Consider the following 16,597-nt stretch of genomic DNA (forward strand, 5'->3'; position numbering starts at 1 on the left):
TTATCTTCAGGAGCTACCGTGGGACCGCACCCGCATCATCACCACTCTTCGCCTTTTCACAACAGCATCATGACCCGCCGCGCCGCTCTGAGCGTGGCGTTGGGGTCTGCCGGTGCGGCCCTGCTGGCCGCCTGTGGCACCCGGGGCTCCGAGGGCTCTTCTGCGTCTTCTACGGGTTCTTCCCCTGCCTCGTCGCCGAGCGTTTCTCCCCTTGCCTCTTCTGCACCTGCTGAAGGCTCCGCTACCCCAACCGAGAGCGCCACGCTGTCGGATTCTCCGAGCGCAACGCCGAGCGGTTCTCCGTCAGAATCGCAGACTGCCTCTGCCTCTCTGGCGGCTGCTCGTCCGAGCGTGGAGTCATCGCCCGAGTCTTTGCGTTGCATGGTGAATAAGATGCGCCCCTTCGCCCAGATAGATTGGGAGCCGAACGACCTCGTGGATTTCGAGGGTCAACAATTGCGGGCAGAGGCCGCGCGGGCCGCGCGCACCATGATGGATGCGGCCAAGGCCGAGGGCGTCACCCTCACGGTCTCGAGCGCGTACCGCTCCTACGCGGTGCAGCAACAGACCTATCAGCACTGGGTTTCGGTCAACGGCCAGCGGTTGGCGGATCAGCTTTCGGCCCGTCCCGGTTATTCGGAGCACCAGACGGGCCTTGCCATCGATTTTTCTTCCCCCGAGGGATGTCGCCTGGAGGAGTGCTACGAAGACACCCGGGCCGGACGCTGGCTGGCGAAGAACGCCCCGAACTATGGGTTTATCCTGCGTTTCCCCAAGGGTCAGCAGGCCATTACGGGCTACCTCTTTGAGCCCTGGCATTACCGCTACCTGGGGAAGGACCTTGCCGCGCAATACACGGTATCCGGCGCCGGCACCTTGGAGGAGTTCTTGGGAACCGGCGCAGCCCCCGATTATGCCTCATAGATGCTTCCATTTTTGGTACCTACTGAGTTTCCACTTTCCCGCTCAAAGGGAGAAATCAACCGGTTTTAATTCGGTATTTTTGATACATATTTAAACTCCCAAACGGCTTATTTGCAGCCTCCAGGGCCCTCTATCCCCATTTAGTGTGACTCAAACCTTAAGGTTGAGCCCCTCAATCTTGCAATGTGAAGAAAAACACATACTTTACGGCGAAAATTTTCCCACAAATTGTTATTTTAAACATCGATTAGCCGCTATTCTATATCTCATGCTTAAGGGTTTTAAAGATTTTGTAATCCGCGGTAACGTCATCGACCTCGCAGTTGGTCTGATCATGGGTACCGCCTTCACCGCTGTGGTGACCTCGCTTGTCCAGGCCGTCCTGATGCCGGCTATCTCCATGCTGGTTGGCTCCCCCAACTTCGACAACTTCCTGGTCTTCGGCCAGATCAAGGTTGGCGTGTTCCTGACCGCTATTGTCAACTTCATCCTGATTGCAGTTGCTGTGTACTTCGCAGTTGTTGTGCCCACTCAGAAGCTGACTGAACTCGCGCTGGCTAAGAAGAAGGCTGAAGACGAGGCTATTGAAAAGGAAGAGACCGAGCTTGACCTCCTGAAGGAGATCCGCGACGCTCTGGCAAAGAAGTAATTTCTCTGCTCTCTACCACTAATTTTTTAGACCCCCGTATCCCCTGTGGATACGGGGGTTTTCCGTATCCTCGTCCCCCCTCCCCCGCCCAAGATAACGAAGAAGGGCTGGGAAGGTGTTACCTTCCCAGCCCTTTCTCTATCCTCCATTCCGGTCTTCGCGCCGGAAGAGAATACGTTTAGAGTGCCAGTTCCTTAGCCACGACGTCAGCCAGCTGCTGAGCAACCTCATCGGCCTGTTCCTGGGTTGCAGCTTCAACCATCACGCGAACCAGAGGCTCGGTGCCGGATGCACGCAGCAGCACGCGGCCGCTCTCACCCAGTACGCCTTCAGCCTCGCTCACGGCGGTGGCGAGTGCCTCGTTGGTCTTGACCGCCGCACGGTCAACGCCCTTGACGTTGATCAGGCGCTGCGGGGTGGGCTGCATGCGGGCTGCCAGCTCGGAAAGAGTCTGGCCGCTACGAGCCACCTCTGCGGCCAGCTGAATACCGGTCAGCACGCCGTCACCGGTGGTGGCGTAGTCGCTCATGATAACGTGGCCGGACTGCTCGCCGCCCAGGTTGTAGCCGTGCTCGCGCATCGACTCGAGGACGTAGCGGTCACCCACGGCGGTGCGCTCAAGGTTAATGCCGTGCTCGCGCAGGTACAGTTCCAGGCCCAGGCTACTCATCACGGTTGCAACCAGGGTGTCCTTGGCGAGCTTGCCTTCGCGCTTGGCGGCAACGGCAAGAATTGCCATAATCTGGTCGCCATCCACCAGGTTGCCCTTCTCGTCCACTGCCTGGCAGCGGTCGGAGTCGCCGTCGTGCGCAATACCGAGGTTCGCGCTGTGCTCAACCACGGCTGCCTGCAGCTTCTCGGGGTGGGTGGAGCCCACGCCGTCGTTGATGTTGGTACCGTCGGGATTAACAGCCAGGGCAATGACCTCGGCGCCCAGTGCTTCAAAAGCAGCCGGAGATGCCGCGTAGGCCGCACCGTTTGCGCAGTCCAGAACAATCTTCTGACCGGCCAGGGGCTTGTCCTCAGAGAGGGTAGAGACCAGGTGCTTCACGTAGGCCTCGGTACCGTTTTCCAGGGGCTTGACGGTGCCCACAGCGCCACCGGTCGGGTAGCGGAAGGCCTTCTCGCGGTAGACGCGCTCGATAGCGTCCTCAACGGAGTCCTCCAGCTTCTGACCGCCACGGGCCAGGAACTTAATGCCGTTGTCCGCTGCGGGATTGTGCGATGCAGAAATCATCACGCCGAAGTCGGCACCGGTGTGCGCCACCAGGTAGGCTGCTGCGGGGGTGGGGACGATACCGGCATCCAGCACGTCAACGCCTGCGCTAGCGAAACCAGCCTTCATCGCAGAGACGATAAAGTCTGCAGAGGATCGGGAGTCATTTGCAATCACGGCACGGGGACGTACGCCCTCTTCTACCGTGTCAAAACCCAGCACAATAGAGGCCGCCTGAGCGAGCTCCATAGCGAGGGCGGGGGTAATTACATCGTTTGCCAGACCGCGTACGCCGTCGGTTCCAAAAAGTCGTTCAGTCACCCTTTTATTTTACGATGCGCGTAAGTTTCTCCGCGCCCATACACCGCATTTTTTCGAGATGAGATAGTGATTTTCAGTGCGTTCGTAGTTGCTTCTCAGCCCCAAACTAGAGCGGAAGTTCCTTTCGTCATCTCGATAGATGCTTAAGAGCTACTTCCTCTCCTCGCACAACAGAATGTCCGTTCACGACCCATAAGGGAACGGGAACGGACATTCTATGTGCAGTATGGTACGGATTGCGGCTAAAGGCTTTCCCGAAGGTTCGCACCGATGAGGGCAACACCTCAGCCTTTTAGACCGATGTGCCGGTTACTTGACGACGGGGAAGCCGTCGGGCGAGTCGCCAGACTCATCCTCAAAAACGTCGGATGCGGAGCGAACGATCAGCGAGTCGAGCTCGCCCACGACTGCCTCGTCCTTGGAGGGGTAGTCGAACTGGGAGAGCACGTAACGCATTGCTTCCAGACGTGCGCGCTTCTTGTCGTTGGACTTGATAACGGTCCAGGGGGCGTCACCGGTGTGGGTGTAGAAGAACATTGCTTCCTTTGCCGCGGTGTAGTCGTCCCACTTGTCCAGGGATGCCAGGTCGGTGGGGGAAAGCTTCCACTGGCGAACCGGGTCGGTACGGCGGGAGGTGAAGCGTGCGAGCTGCTCTTCGCGGGTGACGGAGAACCAGAACTTGATGATGTGGATACCGGAGTTCACCAGCATGCGCTCCAGGTCCGGAACTTCGCGCATAAACTCGAAGTACTGTGCCTGGGTGCAGTAACCCATCACGCGCTCAACACCGGCACGGTTGTACCAGGAGCGGTCCATCAGGACGATTTCGCCGCCGGAGGGCAGGTGCTTGATGTAACGCTGGAAGTACCACTGGGTCTGCTCGATGTCGGTCGGCTTCTCCAGCGCCACAACGCGAGCGCCACGGGGGTTCAGGTGCTCGGTGAAGCGCTTGATGGAGCCGCCCTTACCTGCTGCGTCGCGGCCTTCGAAGATAATCAGAATCTTTTGACCGGTGGACTTCGCCCAGAGCTGCAGCTTCAGCAGCTCAATCTGCAGGGCGCGCTTTTCCTTCTCGTATGCCTTACGGCTGAGCTTGGTGTCGTAGGGGTAGCCCTTCTTCCATGCCTGCGAGGTTTCGTCGTCCTTCTTGTCCTTGCCGAGGGCGCGGGTAAGGGAAGCCATTTCGTCCAGCTCTGCCGAGTAGTCCTCGACAACGGAGGTGCGGCGTGCCTGGGGCTTCAGGGCTTCCTTGATGGCTTGTTTCTTCTCAGAACCGGTGTGTGCGTGTGCGCCTTCAGCTACGTGGTGGTGGGATTCAGTCTGAGGAGCCTCCACTGCCTTCTCTTCGGGCTGGGTGGAGGGATTCTGCTCTGCCATGAGTACTCTTTTCTTCCTGTCTGCTTTGACTCTTTAACTCTACCGGTGTGCTCTTCGATGAACAAACGTAACAGTTAGGGGCACCCTATACCCTAGAGAGGAAATCGTCCGAGAGCTCTCGGTGGAGCAGACGAGACCCCAGTTCCTCCCCCAGTTCTCAGAGTTCAATCCGGGTACGCAAAACGCCCCGCTCTCTAGGGAGAGACGGGGCGTAACGCTTCGTGAAAACCAGCGATTAACGCTTGGAGAACTGCGAAGCCTTGCGTGCCTTCTTAAGACCAGCCTTCTTACGCTCAATGACGCGTGCGTCACGGGTCAGGTAGCCAGCCTTCTTCAGTGCGGGGCGGTTGTTCTCGCGGTCGATCTCGTTCAGTGCACGAGCGATACCCAGGCGCAGAGCACCTGCCTGGCCGGAGGGGCCACCACCGTTGATGCGTGCGATGACGTCGTATGCGCCCTCAAGCTCGAGGAGCTTGAAGGGCTGGTTGACGTCCTGCTGGTGCAGCTTGTTGGGGAAGTAGTCGTCCAGGCTACGGCCGTTGATGGTCCAGTTGCCGGAACCGGGCACAACGCGAACGCGTGCCACTGCTTCCTTGCGGCGACCAACTGCTGCGCCTGCAACAGTCAGGGCCGGGCGTGCTGCCTTAGCCGCTGCGGGAGCAGCGGACTCCGAGGTGTAGCTGGTCAGCTCTTCCTCGACTACGATCAGCTCTTCGTTCTGAGCCACGATTTCTCCTATTGTTTCTCGTAGGCCCGAATTACTGGGCGACCTGGTTGAATTCGTAGGTCTTGGGCTGCTGTGCCGCGTGCGGGTGCTCGGGGCCAGCGTAGACCTTCAGCTTCTTGAGCTGCTGTGCAGCAAGCTTGTTCTTGGGCAGCATGCCCTTGACAGCCTTCTCAACCGCGCGAACGGGGTTGGTCTCAAGCAGCTCTGCGTAGTTCACGGACTTCAGACCGCCGGGGTAACCCGAGTGGCGGTATGCACGCTTCTGCTCGAGCTTTGCACCGGTCAGGGCGACCTTCTCAGCGTTCACGATGATAACGAAGTCACCGGTGTCAACGTGGGGAGCAAAAGTCGGCTTGTGCTTACCGCGCAGCAGGATAGCGGTCTGGCTTGCGAGGCGGCCGAGAACAACGTCGGTGGCGTCAATGACGTGCCACTGGCGCTCGACTTCGCCGGGCTTAGGAGTATAAGTGCGCAAAATATTGGCCTTTGTCTCGAAATGTACATACGGCGCTTAGTTGGGTATCGCGCCTTTTACTTACGTGCATGACGAACACCCGGGTGAGGACCGAGCTGCCGCCCGTTCTGCCCGTACTCTAGACCGCCTTAACGTCCTGCAACTAGACAGCGGTTAGAGCGCGCTCGGGTAGAACACGCACAACATATCAAGACTATACAGGACGGGACGGCCTTAATCCACCGCCTTCACCTTAAAAATCGGGGTTTTTGGCTTAAAACACGTTTTAAATTCCATCCGTGTAATTCGAATGGAGGTGCTTAGGGCCCGGCGGCCAGGTGAAGGTCCCTCTCCCTCTCTTTCCCTCCCCTGCGTTGAACGTCATTGCTAGGTCAGCTCACTTTCCTCACGACGAGAGCGAGCCCTCTCAGCCTGCGTTCCGTAAAGCTCGGGATGCGGGTAGTAAATCTCCGCCAGAGCCAAGGCATGCGGAGGTGCCAGAGTCAGCGACGCCTCGCGCCCGGGATTCTCAATCCGCTCACGCAGCCAAGCCGCATCGCGCCTACCCGTACCGTACAGTACCAGGGCGCCGACGAGGGAACGCACCATGTGGTGGCAAAAAGCGTCGGCAACTACCCGCACCTCGATGATCCCGCTATCGTTGCGGCTAAAGCTCAGCTCCCGTAGCTCACGAATCGTGGTCGCGCCCTCGCGCGGTTTGCAGAAAGAAAGGAAATCTCGCAGGCCCAGTAGCTGGGTTGCGGCCTCGTTGAGCTGCCTACAATCCAGCGGCTCGGTAACAGCCCAGGTGTAGGTGCGGTGCAGGGGGTTCACGCCGTTAGCGCTCCCGTCAGCAATGCGGTACACGTAGCGGCGGCCCGTGGCTGAAAAACGTGCGTCAAATTCGAAAGGCACCTCGCTTACCGAGTGCACCTGAATCGCCCCCTGCAGAATACCGGCCAGGTTTTTCGGAAGGCCGAGGTGTTCCTCCGCGTCGTAGAGGCAACGCCGCAGAGCACCCTGCAGGCGGCGTGCCAGCGCGGGGGCCGGGTCGTCATCCCCGGTACGTCCCTTCAGACGATCCCAATCAGCCTCGGTCAAGTCGCAGTGTACGGTCTGCGCCTCAGCATGCACTCCGGCGTCAGTACGACCTGCAACCACCACACGATGCGGGCTACGCAGAATAAGCTCCAGCGCGCTCTCGAGCACACCCTGTACAGTAACCAGGTGTGGCTGAGCCGCCCAGCCGCTGAAGAGCGAACCGTCGTAGGCACAATCAATGCGCACGCGATGTGCAGCCAGCAGGGGCCTTTCGACGGAACTATTTTTGGGTACGCCCTCTGATACGTTGAGCATAAATGCCTTTCGACGGTCGGTACGTTCGTGGAAGTAGCTCCATGATGCTTCGGTCAGATGTAGATACGCCGATCCGCCGCCCGCAGAAGCGGACGGCGGATCGGCAATATTTAGGCTAGGCCTACGTCAGAGGAATCCGAATTACTCGGACACCTTCTGAGCTGCTGCGCCACCGGCGGGGGCGTAACCTGCAGCCTCTGCAGACTCAGCGGAGTCGAACCAGATCTCAGCCTTGGTGCTGGAGTACCAGCGGGAACCGGGCACGTGGTACTTCATGGAGTCGGCGTTACCCTTAACCTCGAAGCCCTCGGGAGCCTCGCCGGACTCCAGGGGTGCGTGGGAACCGGCGGGCTGGCCCTCAGCAGCCTCAGCCTTGGGGGCCTCAGCCTTGGGAGCCTCTGCTGCCTTCTCAGCAACCTTGGTTGCCTCGGCAACGGCGCCCTTGGATGCTACGGGCTCCATCACGAGCTCGATGACAGCCATGGGAGCGTTGTCACCCTTGCGGTTACCGATCTTGATGATGCGGGTGTAACCACCGGGGCGCTCTGCCATTGCGGGAGCAATGACGGTGAAGAGCTCGTGCACGACGGACTTGTCGGCAATCGAACGCAGCACGCGACGGCGAGCAGCCAGGTCGCCCTTCTTACCGAAGGTGATGAAGCGCTCAGCCACCGGACGCAGGCGCTTTGCCTTGGTCATGGTGGTGGTGATGCGCTTGTGCTGGAACAGCTGCGCCGACAGGTTGTTGAGCATGTGGCGCTCGTGGGTCGGGGAACCGCCGAGGCGGGGACCCTTAGTGGGAGTAGGCATAGTTAAATCTCCATAGTTGCGTTCCCTAACGCCCCAGCAGCGGAGCCTCTTAGGGAATCAAGTTTGACTGATCCCGGTGGAACCGGGTGAACTATTCGGCCGAAATTATTCGCCGGAACCGTCTTCGTCATCAAGCGGGCGTGCGGCGGGCTCGAAACCGGGAGGGGAATCCTTCAGGGCCAGGCCGAGCTCGGTGAGCTTTGCCTTAACCTCGTCAATGGACTTAGCACCGAAGTTACGGATGTCCATCAGGTCAGCTTCGCTGCGGGTCACGAGCTCACCCACGGTGTGGATGCCCTCGCGCTTGAGGCAGTTGTAGGAGCGGACGGACATGTTCAGGTCCTCGATCGGCAGGGCCAGATCGGCGGCCATAGACTCGTCGGCGGGCGACGGGCCAACTTCGATACCCTCAGCAGCAATGTTCAGCTCGCGGGCCAGGCCGAAGAGCTCGACCAGGGTGCTGCCGGCAGAGGCAACAGCGTCACGCGGTGCGATGGCTTCCTTGGTCTCGACGTCCAGGGTCAGGCTGTCGAAGTCGGTGCGCTGCTCAACACGGGTCGCATTCACGCTGAAGGTGACCTTCAGAACCGGAGAGTAGATGGAGTCAACCGGAATACGGCCAATCTCACCGTCGCCGACCTTGTTCTGTGCAGCGGTCACGTAGCCGCGACCACGCTCAATAACCAGCTCAGCGTTGAAGTTTGCCGAGGCGTTCAGGGTTGCCAGGTGCAGGTCCGGGTTGTGGATCTCCACGCCAGCGGGAACCTCAATGTCGCCTGCGGTCAGTTCACCTTCGCCCTGCTTGCGCAGGTAGGCTACGACGGGCTCGTCGTTCTCAGAAGAGATGGAGAGCTTCTTGATGTTCAAGATGATCTCGGTGACGTCCTCGGTCACGCCGGGAACAGTGCTGAACTCGTGCAGTACACCATCGATGCGGACGCTGGTAACAGCGGCGCCAGGAATGGAGGACAGCAAAGTACGGCGGAGGGAGTTACCCATGGTGTAGCCGAAACCGGGCTCCAGAGGCTCGATGGTGAAGCGCGAGCGGTTGGGCGCTACGACCTCTTCAGTCAGAGTGGGGCGCTGTGCAATGAGCACTTTGTTTCCTTTCGGTGAGCTCCGCTATATGAGCCCACAGGTTGGGGAAAACATATCTTAGGAAGCAGACGGGTGTCTGTGCTCTCCGGGTACGCTCCGTGGAGTGTACCCGTCGAGGGATTAGGACGAAACCTAATTAGACGCGGCGACGCTTCGGAGGACGGCAGCCGTTGTGTGCAACGGGGGTAACGTCCTGAATCGAACCGACCTCGAGGCCTGCAGCCTGCAGGGAACGGATTGCGGTTTCGCGACCGGAACCGGGGCCCTTGACGAAGACGTCGACCTTGCGGACGCCGTGCTCCTTGGCGCGGTTTGCAGCGGCCTCGGCAGCCAGCTGAGCGGCGTAGGGGGTGGACTTACGGGAGCCCTTGAAGCCCATGTCGCCAGCGGAGGACCAGGAAATCACTGCACCGGTGGGATCGGTGATGGAGACGATGGTGTTGTTGAAGGTCGACTTGATGTGAGCCTGACCAGCAACGATGTTCTTGCTAACCTTGCGGCGGTTGGTCTTACGAGCTGCCGCAGCGCGAGTCTTGGGAGGCATTTTTGATTCTCCTACAAAGGTTTACTAATACGTTGGTCGGGTAGAGATACCCAACAGAGCAACGTGTCTTACTTCTTCTTACCTGCGACGGTACGCTTCGGGCCCTTACGGGTACGTGCGTTGGTCTTGGTGCGCTGACCGTGAACCGGCAGGCCGCGGCGGTGGCGCAGGCCCTGGTAGGAGCCGATTTCGACCTTGCGGCGAATGTCAGCTGCAACCTCGCGGCGAAGATCACCTTCAACCTTGTAGTTGCCTTCGATGAAGTCACGAAGTGCCACGAGCTCCTGGTCGGTCAGGTCCTTGACGCGGGTGTCAGGGTTGACGCCGGTAGCAGCGAGGGTTTCGTGTGCACGGGTCTTACCCACGCCGTAGATGTAAGTGAGAGCAACTTCCACGCGCTTTTCGCGGGGAATATCAACTCCAGCGAGACGTGCCATACTGGCTTCTCCTTGTTGTTTTCCAGAGGTCTTTAGCATCACTGCCCGGGTTGTTCTGTCCCGGTCCCCGGCCTCTGAGTCCGGAGGTATCCGAAGTCGCCACATTGGACGCTACTTCGGAGCGGTGCCTATGACAATTCCGCCCGTAGGCGGTTATGAAGTCAGCTGCTAGGGATTAGCCCTGGCGCTGCTTGTGGCGCGGGTTTTCGCAGATCACCATGACCACACCGTGACGGCGGATCACCTTGCACTTATCGCAGATCGGCTTAACGCTCGGCTTGACCTTCATCGCATTCCTTTTGATTGCAACTTGATTACTGGCGAGATAAGAGGTTCCCTCACTTACGTTGGGGAACTATTTATCCCTTTGAACACGATTTAAACGCCGCCGGTGGGCGACGTTTATCTCGGGTTTACTTGTAACGGTAGACGATACGACCTCGGGAAAGGTCGTAGGGGCTCAGTTCCACTACCACTCGGTCCTCAGGCAGGATTCGAATATAGTGCTGACGCATCTTGCCCGAGATGTGTGCGAGAACCTTGTGGCCGTTATCCAGCTCAACACGGAACATCGCGTTGGGCAGAGCTTCAACCACAGAGCCTTCGATCTCGATGACGCCGTCTTTCTTAGCCATATCCTCCGCTAACGTCGGTGCCCGGCGCAGTTGCGTCGGACAAATGTATCTTCTGTTTATGAGCTCACCGAGGTGAGGTGCAGGCGTTTTAAGGCGCACTTAACACCGGCATAAACAACCAACTCATAACTCTACGGCAAATCATCTTTAAAAACAACCGTGATATTTATGACATCTGGCACTTAACCCGCAATGCCAAGAGGTAAAGCATCCCGCATATCACGACTCCGCGGAAGACAGAAAGGCGGCCCCCTCACCCGGCTCATTCCCGAGCAAGTCCCCGAAAAACGCCTTGACATTTTTCAAGGAGGAGGGGCACCGCCCCGTCCACACGTCTGCTACTCTTCCTCTTCCTTAGCAGCAAGCTGGCCGCATGCACCGTCAATATCGGAACCGCGAGTATCGCGAATCGTCGTCGGAATACCGTGGGCACGCAGGCGCTCCACGAAGTTCTGCTCCACGCCCTTGCGAGAAGCCGTCCACTTCGAACCCGGGGTCGGGTTCAACGGAATCGGGTTCACGTGTACCCAACCGCGGCCGCGCTGCGCCAGTTTCTTGCCCAGCAGATCAGCGCGCCAGCCCTGATCGTTAATATCGCGAATCAGCGCGTACTCAATCGAGATACGACGACCGGTCGTGCGGTAGTAGTCGTAGGCGGCGTCCAGAGTCTCGTCGACCTTCCAGCGCTGGTTAATCGGGATCAGCTCGTCACGCAGCTCATCATCCGGCGCGTGCAGAGATAGCGCCAGAGTGATGGGCAGCTTCTCCATCTCGAACTTGCGGATACCCGGAACCAGGCCCACGGTCGACATGGTCAGACCGCGCGCCGAGATACCCAGGCCCTCCGGAGCCGGATCAATCAGGCGATGAATGGCCCCCATCGTCGACTTGTAGTTAGCGAGCGCCTCGCCCATGCCCATGAAGACAATGTTGGAAACACGCAGCGGACGAGTATCCTCAGAACCGCCTTCTGCTTCTTCCAGGCCCTTCATCTGCTTCAGATATCGGGCGCCGGCCACCACCTGCTCCACAATTTCTGCAGTAGAGAGGTTACGGGTCAGGCCCTGCTGGCCGGTGGCGCAGAAGGGGCAGTTCATGCCGCATCCGGCCTGCGAGGAGATGCACATGGTCACGCGGTTGTCATAGCGCATAATGACGGACTCAATGAGCGCACCGTCAAAGAGGCGGTGCACGACCTTGATGGTATCCCCACCGTCTGCTTCCAGCGTGCGTACCGGAGTCAGCAGTCGGGGCATGGCCTGCGCGACCATCTGCTCGCGTTCCTTGGCGGGCAGATCCGTCATCTCGGCGGGGTCGGTCACCAAACGCTCAAAGTAGTGCTTCGATAGCTGGGACGCTCGGAAGGGCTGGTAACCCAGTTCCTTCAGAAACTCGCGGCGGCCGGCCATGTCGAAATCCGCAATATGCTTCGGCGGTTTCGTGCGGCGCGGGGCCTTGAGGGTAATCTGCCCGGGCTTGGGGCGGGTGGTGGAGATTTCGACCGGTACCTTCGTCGAGGTAGGCTCGGTTTTCTCGCACCCGGTAAGAGTTTCGCTCATGGAGCTTCTTCCTGTGTGGTGGATGCTTGGGATGCGTCGCGTGGGCTACTTCCCACTGGCGACTGTATTAGGCGGGGATGGGCACGGGGGTGATGCCGAAACGGGCCAGCTCGCTTGCGCCACCGTCTTCTGCAGTCAGAACCCAGATACCTTCGCTGTGCACGGCAACCGAGTGTTCCCACTGGCAGGCATCGGATCCGTCAACGGTCACAACAGTCCAATCATCAGAAAGGACCTTAGTTTCAATGGACCCGGTGACAAGCATCGGCTCAATAGCGAAAGCCATACCGGGCTTAATTCGGGGGCCCAAGTCGCGCACGGCGTAGTTCAGCACATCCGGAGCCATGTGCATCTGCGAACCGATACCGTGGCCCACGTAGTCTTCAATAATGCCGTACTTATCGCCGTATTCTTCGGTAACGTATGCTTCGATAGCCAGGCCGATTTCACCGACCTTCTTTGCCGTGGCCAGTGCGGCGATACCGTGCCACATGGCTTCGCGGGTAACGGCGGACAGCTCGGCGCGGGCTTCGCTCGCGTTGCCAATCAGTACGGTGCGTGCAGAATCGCCGTGCCACTGACGGTTGGTGGCGGGGTCAATCACATATGCGCCACCGTCAATCGAAAGGATGTCGCCGTCCTTCAGAACATAGTCGCCGGGGATTCCGTGCACCACCTCGTGGTTGACGGAGGTGCATACGGTAGCCGGGTAGTCGTAGTACCCGTAGAAGTTGGAGGTTCCTCCCAGTTCCAGCATGGTGCGCTCGAAGGCCGCGTTCACCTCGGCCGTGGTCACGCCGGGGCGCGCGGCAGCGACAGCCGCATCGAGGGCGCGGCTGGTGATGACTCCGGCACGAGCCATCTGCTGAAGCTGTGCGTTGGTTTTGATTTCGACTCGTGCCACGATACGGCTCCTTCTGGGTTGGGGGGGGCTACACGCCCAAGCTTAGAACTCTACAGACAGCACTGTACCCCCGCAAGTCTTTGTGATGCATCAGGCACCACAATCGCGGGGGTACAGCAGAGGGTTACTTCAGTGCGTCGAGGATGCGCTCGGTCACCTCGGCGATTTCGCCCAGGCCGTTCACTTCCTTGACGATACCGCGCTCACGGTAAATCGCGATCAGCGGTGCGGTCTCTTCCTCATAGACCTTCAGGCGGTGACGGATGACCTCTTCGTTGTCATCGGTGCGCCCCTGCTCAGCGGCGCGGTTGAGCAGACGCTCGACCAGCTCGTCGTTGTCGGCCACCAGCAGCAGAACGCGGTCGATCTTCTCGCCCTTGGCTTCCAGGATGGAGTCGAGCTCGTGCACCTGTGCGGTGTTGCGGGGGTAGCCATCCAGCAGGAATCCGTTGGAGACGTCGCCCTCATCGAGGCGGGCACGCACCATGTTGTTGGTGACAGAGTCGGGAACCAGGTTGCCGGAGTCGATGTACGACTTCGCTTCCTTACCGAGCTCGGTCTCTTCCTTAATGTTCTTGCGGAAGATATCGCCAGTGGAGATGGCGGGAATCTTCAGCGCTTCAGCAATCTTGACGGCCTGGGTGCCCTTACCGGCACCGGGAGGGCCAACGATGAGCAGACGGTTCATCGGAGCAATCCTTCGTAGTTTCGTTGTTGGAGCTGGGCGTTAATCTGCTTGAGAGTATCAAGACCAACACCCACCACGATCAGCAGCGACGCGCCGCCGAACGGGAAGTTCTGGTTTGCGTTGAACAGAATCAGCGCAACGAGAGGAATCATGGAGATGACGCCCAGGTACAGCGCACCGGGCAGGGTAATGCGGTTAAGCACGTAGCTGAGGTAACGCTCGGTCGGCTTGCCCGCACGAATACCGGGGATGAAACCGCCGTACTTCTTCATGTTGTCCGCGACCTCAACCGGATCAAAGGTAACCGCCACGTAGAAGTAGGCGAAGCCGATAATCATGAAGAAGTAGAGAACGATGTACAGCGGGTGATCGCCACGCACCAGGTATGCGTTAATCCAGTTCACCCAGTCCGGCGGGGTTGAGCCGTCGGTAGGGGTGTTGAACTGAGCCAGCAGACCGGGCAGGGTCAACAGGGAGGAGGCAAAAATCAGCGGAATCACACCGGCCATATTGACCTTCAGCGGAATGTAGGTGCTGGTTCCGCCGATGGTGCGACGACCAATCATACGCTTGGCGTACTGCACGGGGATACGGCGAACGGACTGCTCCACGTACACCACGGCAAGCATCACGACGAGGCCGATACCGCAGACCGCTGCGAAAATACCCCAACCGTGGGTCCTCTGGATGGAGCCCAAAGCATTCGGGAAGGAGGAGGCGATAGAGGTGAAAATCAGCAAGGACATACCGTTGCCCACGCCGTGCTCGGTAATCTGCTCGCCCATCCACATGATGACGGTGGTACCGGCGCACAGGGTGACGATGATGAGCAGAATGTGCATCACGTCGTCCTGGGGGATGATGCCGGGGCAGTTACCCAGCAGAACGCCGGAGCGCGCCATCGAGACGATGGTGGTAGCGTTCAGCAGTGCGAGAGCGATGGTGAGGTAACGGGTGTACTGCGTTAGCTTTGCCTGACCCTGGGCACCCTCTTCATGCAGCTCCTGGAATCGCGGGATGACCACGCGCAGCAGCTGAATGATAATGGATGCAGTAATGTACGGCATCACGCCGAGGGCAAAGATTGACAGCTGCAGCAGGGCGCCACCGCTGAAGAGGTTCACAATATCGTAGACTCCGCCACTGGTAGTGTTGGATTCAAGACACTGTTGCACGTTTCCATAGGAAACACCCGGTGCGGGGATAAAGGTACCCAAACGGTACAGCACAATCATTGCCAGGGTAAACAGCAGCTTACGCCGCAAATCGGCAGTCTTAAAGACTCGCCCCACTGCGCTCAGCACATGTCCTCCTGTAAATCTATGGGGCGCCCCTCCCCTCAAAGAGTTTTAGGGCGCAGTAAACACATCTTCCAGTCTATCGTGTTTGGGCGGATGAAAGATAACTTCTCACGAGAATATGTATGTTTTATATTCTTCTAGCGTGATTTTTACCTCTCACGCACTGTCAAAGGGCCTTCAAACAACCTATCGATATATACTAAAACAGATATATAGAACCGTCAGAATAACTTTTCACGCAAAAGCCCCCGCTCAAATCATCAGAGCGGGGGCTTTCAGTAGCTAAGACTACTTAACGGTTACAGAACCGCCAGCGGCCTCGATCTTCTCGATAGCGGAAGCCGATGCCTTGTCGACAACAACGTTCACCTTGACGGAGATTTCGCCGTTGCCCAGAACCTTCACGAGCTCGTTCTTGCGAACGGCGCCCTTGGCAACCAGTGCCTCAACGGTGACATCGCCACCGTTGGGGAACAGCTCCTGGATGCGGTCCAGGTTAACAACCTGGTACTCGGTGCGGAAGGGGTTCTTGAAACCGCGCAGCTTCGGCAGGCGCATGTGCAGCGGCAGCTGGCCGCCTTCGAAGCCTGCACGAACCTGGTAGCGTGCCTTGGTACCCTTGGTACCGCGACCTGCGGTCTTACCCTTGGAGCCTTCACCGCGGCCAACGCGGGTCTTTGCCTTGTGGGCACCCGGTGCCGGGCGCAGATCGTGAATCTTGATAGCTTCTGCCATCTTTACTTGACCTCCTCAACCTTCACCAGGTGAGCAACGGTGTTAACCATGCCAACGGTGACGGGGTCAGCAGTGCGAACAACCTTGTTACCGGGGCGCTTGAGGCCCAGGGAACGGAGGGTTTCACGCATGTTCTGCTTCTGACCAACATAGGACTTGACCTGGGTGATTTCCAGCTTTGCGTCGCTGGGCTGAATACGCTTGGCCATTACTACGCACCTGCCTTCTCAGACTTGGTGTTGCGCAGGTAGCTGGGGATAACCTCGTCGGTGGGCAGGCCACGGCGGGCTGCCACTGCCAGGGGCTCCTCAAGCTGCTTGAGTGCTGCAACGGTTGCGTGAACGATGTTGATCTGGTTCGAGGAACCGAGCGACTTGGACAGCACATCGTGAATACCTGCACACTCGAGTACTGCACGCACGGGGCCACCTGCGATAACACCGGTACCAGCGGTTGCCGGACGGAGCATCACAACGCCTGCAGCTGCCTCACCCTGCACGCGGTGCGGGATGGTGCGGTTCTCGATGCGGGGAACGCGGAAGAAGTTCTTCTTTGCTTCCTCGACACCCTTGGAGATTGCTGCGGGGACTTCCTTAGCCTTACCGTAGCCAACGCCGACCAGGCCGTTACCGTCACCAACGACGACCAGTGCGGTGAAGCTGAAGCGACGACCACCCTTGACGACCTTGGAAACGCGGTTGATGGTCACAACGCGCTCGATGTACTTGTCCTTCTCCTCCTCGCGAGCGCGGTTGTTGCGGCGCTCGCCACGGCCACGACGCTCGCCGCGGTTGTTGCGGCGCTCCTCGCGCTGGTTGGAGGTCTCAGCGGTTTCAGCTACTACTGCTTCGCTCACCTGAGT

Annotated in this window: 20 protein-coding genes; 2 read left to right on the forward strand and 18 right to left on the reverse strand. The window is 59.0% G+C overall.

All coding sequences use genetic code 11. The features are described 5' to 3' along the window. Positions 1-18: 18 nt before the first annotated feature. A complete protein-coding gene (locus HMPREF2874_RS07430) occupies positions 19-924 on the forward strand; it encodes a M15 family metallopeptidase (RefSeq protein WP_246823799.1) in 906 nt (301 codons plus the stop codon). A 268-nt stretch (positions 925-1,192) separates the two neighbouring features. Next, entirely contained in the window at positions 1,193-1,573 is a 381-nt protein-coding gene (mscL, locus tag HMPREF2874_RS07435; RefSeq protein ID WP_049331947.1) for a large conductance mechanosensitive channel protein MscL, read from the forward strand. 178 nt (positions 1,574-1,751) lie between these two features. Here the strand turns inward: mscL and glmM are convergent, their stop codons facing one another. The 18 genes from glmM to rpsE form a co-directional block, all read right to left on the reverse strand. Beyond that, positions 1,752-3,110, reverse strand: coding sequence for a phosphoglucosamine mutase (gene glmM / locus HMPREF2874_RS07440; protein WP_049331945.1), 1,359 nt, complete (start codon positions 3,108-3,110; stop codon positions 1,752-1,754). A 309-nt stretch (positions 3,111-3,419) separates the two neighbouring features. Further along, positions 3,420-4,487 (reverse strand): polyphosphate kinase 2, encoded by a 1,068-nt coding sequence (gene ppk2, locus HMPREF2874_RS07445; RefSeq protein ID WP_049345685.1) that lies wholly within the window; start codon positions 4,485-4,487, stop codon positions 3,420-3,422. Between the two features lie 235 nt (positions 4,488-4,722). Next, on the reverse strand, positions 4,723-5,214 hold the full coding sequence (gene rpsI / locus HMPREF2874_RS07450; protein ID WP_049331941.1) for a 30S ribosomal protein S9: 492 nt from the start codon (positions 5,212-5,214) through the stop codon (positions 4,723-4,725). 31 nt (positions 5,215-5,245) lie between these two features. Further along, complete coding sequence (rplM, locus tag HMPREF2874_RS07455; protein WP_005505035.1) at positions 5,246-5,689, reverse strand: 50S ribosomal protein L13; 444 nt, start codon at positions 5,687-5,689, stop codon at positions 5,246-5,248. A 366-nt stretch (positions 5,690-6,055) separates the two neighbouring features. Beyond that, positions 6,056-7,024 (reverse strand): tRNA pseudouridine(38-40) synthase TruA, encoded by a 969-nt coding sequence (truA, locus tag HMPREF2874_RS07460; protein ID WP_049345693.1) that lies wholly within the window; start codon positions 7,022-7,024, stop codon positions 6,056-6,058. A gap of 141 nt (positions 7,025-7,165) precedes the next feature. Continuing rightward, complete coding sequence (gene rplQ, locus HMPREF2874_RS07465) at positions 7,166-7,834, reverse strand: 50S ribosomal protein L17, sunset domain variant (protein WP_049345695.1); 669 nt, start codon at positions 7,832-7,834, stop codon at positions 7,166-7,168. Between the two features lie 105 nt (positions 7,835-7,939). Continuing rightward, a complete protein-coding gene (locus HMPREF2874_RS07470) occupies positions 7,940-8,932 on the reverse strand; it encodes a DNA-directed RNA polymerase subunit alpha (RefSeq protein ID WP_049343386.1) in 993 nt (330 codons plus the stop codon). Between the two features lie 136 nt (positions 8,933-9,068). Next, positions 9,069-9,476 carry a 30S ribosomal protein S11 gene (gene rpsK, locus HMPREF2874_RS07475; RefSeq protein WP_005505028.1) on the reverse strand — a complete coding sequence of 136 codons (408 nt, stop codon included), beginning with the start codon at positions 9,474-9,476 and terminating at the stop codon, positions 9,069-9,071. Positions 9,477-9,544: 68 nt separating this feature from the next. Further along, positions 9,545-9,913: a 30S ribosomal protein S13 gene (gene rpsM, locus HMPREF2874_RS07480; protein ID WP_005505026.1), complete on the reverse strand. Its 369-nt coding sequence runs from the start codon at positions 9,911-9,913 to the stop codon at positions 9,545-9,547. Between the two features lie 175 nt (positions 9,914-10,088). Continuing rightward, positions 10,089-10,202, reverse strand: coding sequence for a 50S ribosomal protein L36 (rpmJ, locus tag HMPREF2874_RS07485; RefSeq protein WP_004005257.1), 114 nt, complete (start codon positions 10,200-10,202; stop codon positions 10,089-10,091). A 124-nt stretch (positions 10,203-10,326) separates the two neighbouring features. Then, positions 10,327-10,548 (reverse strand): translation initiation factor IF-1, encoded by a 222-nt coding sequence (gene infA, locus HMPREF2874_RS07490; RefSeq protein WP_005505018.1) that lies wholly within the window; start codon positions 10,546-10,548, stop codon positions 10,327-10,329. 338 nt (positions 10,549-10,886) lie between these two features. Then, positions 10,887-12,107 (reverse strand): dual-specificity RNA methyltransferase RlmN, encoded by a 1,221-nt coding sequence (gene rlmN / locus HMPREF2874_RS07495; protein WP_049343387.1) that lies wholly within the window; start codon positions 12,105-12,107, stop codon positions 10,887-10,889. Positions 12,108-12,174: 67 nt separating this feature from the next. After that, entirely contained in the window at positions 12,175-13,011 is an 837-nt protein-coding gene (gene map / locus HMPREF2874_RS07500; RefSeq protein ID WP_080975240.1) for a type I methionyl aminopeptidase, read from the reverse strand. 124 nt (positions 13,012-13,135) lie between these two features. After that, positions 13,136-13,699, reverse strand: a complete 564-nt coding sequence (locus HMPREF2874_RS07505) for an adenylate kinase (protein WP_049331931.1) — start codon at positions 13,697-13,699, stop codon at positions 13,136-13,138. Next, entirely contained in the window at positions 13,696-15,003 is a 1,308-nt protein-coding gene (gene secY, locus HMPREF2874_RS07510; protein ID WP_049343388.1) for a preprotein translocase subunit SecY, read from the reverse strand. The genes HMPREF2874_RS07505 and secY overlap by 4 nt, the downstream gene beginning before the upstream one ends. Positions 15,004-15,288: 285 nt before the next feature. Beyond that, positions 15,289-15,735, reverse strand: coding sequence for a 50S ribosomal protein L15 (gene rplO / locus HMPREF2874_RS07515; RefSeq protein ID WP_005505008.1), 447 nt, complete (start codon positions 15,733-15,735; stop codon positions 15,289-15,291). 2 nt (positions 15,736-15,737) lie between these two features. Continuing rightward, positions 15,738-15,944: a 50S ribosomal protein L30 gene (gene rpmD / locus HMPREF2874_RS07520; RefSeq protein WP_049331928.1), complete on the reverse strand. Its 207-nt coding sequence runs from the start codon at positions 15,942-15,944 to the stop codon at positions 15,738-15,740. Between the two features lie 2 nt (positions 15,945-15,946). Then, positions 15,947-16,591: a 30S ribosomal protein S5 gene (gene rpsE, locus HMPREF2874_RS07525; RefSeq protein ID WP_192830492.1), complete on the reverse strand. Its 645-nt coding sequence runs from the start codon at positions 16,589-16,591 to the stop codon at positions 15,947-15,949. Between the last annotated feature and the right edge of the window lie 6 nt (positions 16,592-16,597).

Source organism: Rothia sp. HMSC068F09 (assembly GCF_001812775.1).
GTDB classification, from domain to species: Bacteria; Actinomycetota; Actinomycetes; order Actinomycetales; family Micrococcaceae; genus Rothia; species Rothia mucilaginosa_A.

Coding starts and splice junctions, on each gene's coding strand:
- mscL (WP_049331947.1), top strand. CDS start 1,193: ATGCTTAAGGGTTTTAAAGATTTTGTAATCCGCGGTAACGTCATCGAC.
- ppk2 (WP_049345685.1), bottom strand. CDS start 4,487: ATGGCAGAGCAGAATCCCTCCACCCAGCCCGAAGAGAAGGCAGTGGAG.
- truA (WP_049345693.1), bottom strand. CDS start 7,024: ATGCTCAACGTATCAGAGGGCGTACCCAAAAATAGTTCCGTCGAAAGG.
- rplQ (WP_049345695.1), bottom strand. CDS start 7,834: ATGCCTACTCCCACTAAGGGTCCCCGCCTCGGCGGTTCCCCGACCCAC.
- rpsK (WP_005505028.1), bottom strand. CDS start 9,476: ATGCCTCCCAAGACTCGCGCTGCGGCAGCTCGTAAGACCAACCGCCGC.
- rpsM (WP_005505026.1), bottom strand. CDS start 9,913: ATGGCACGTCTCGCTGGAGTTGATATTCCCCGCGAAAAGCGCGTGGAA.
- rpmJ (WP_004005257.1), bottom strand. CDS start 10,202: ATGAAGGTCAAGCCGAGCGTTAAGCCGATCTGCGATAAGTGCAAGGTG.
- infA (WP_005505018.1), bottom strand. CDS start 10,548: ATGGCTAAGAAAGACGGCGTCATCGAGATCGAAGGCTCTGTGGTTGAA.
- rlmN (WP_049343387.1), bottom strand. CDS start 12,107: ATGAGCGAAACTCTTACCGGGTGCGAGAAAACCGAGCCTACCTCGACG.
- HMPREF2874_RS07505 (WP_049331931.1), bottom strand. CDS start 13,699: ATGAACCGTCTGCTCATCGTTGGCCCTCCCGGTGCCGGTAAGGGCACC.
- rplO (WP_005505008.1), bottom strand. CDS start 15,735: ATGGCAGAAGCTATCAAGATTCACGATCTGCGCCCGGCACCGGGTGCC.
- rpmD (WP_049331928.1), bottom strand. CDS start 15,944: ATGGCCAAGCGTATTCAGCCCAGCGACGCAAAGCTGGAAATCACCCAG.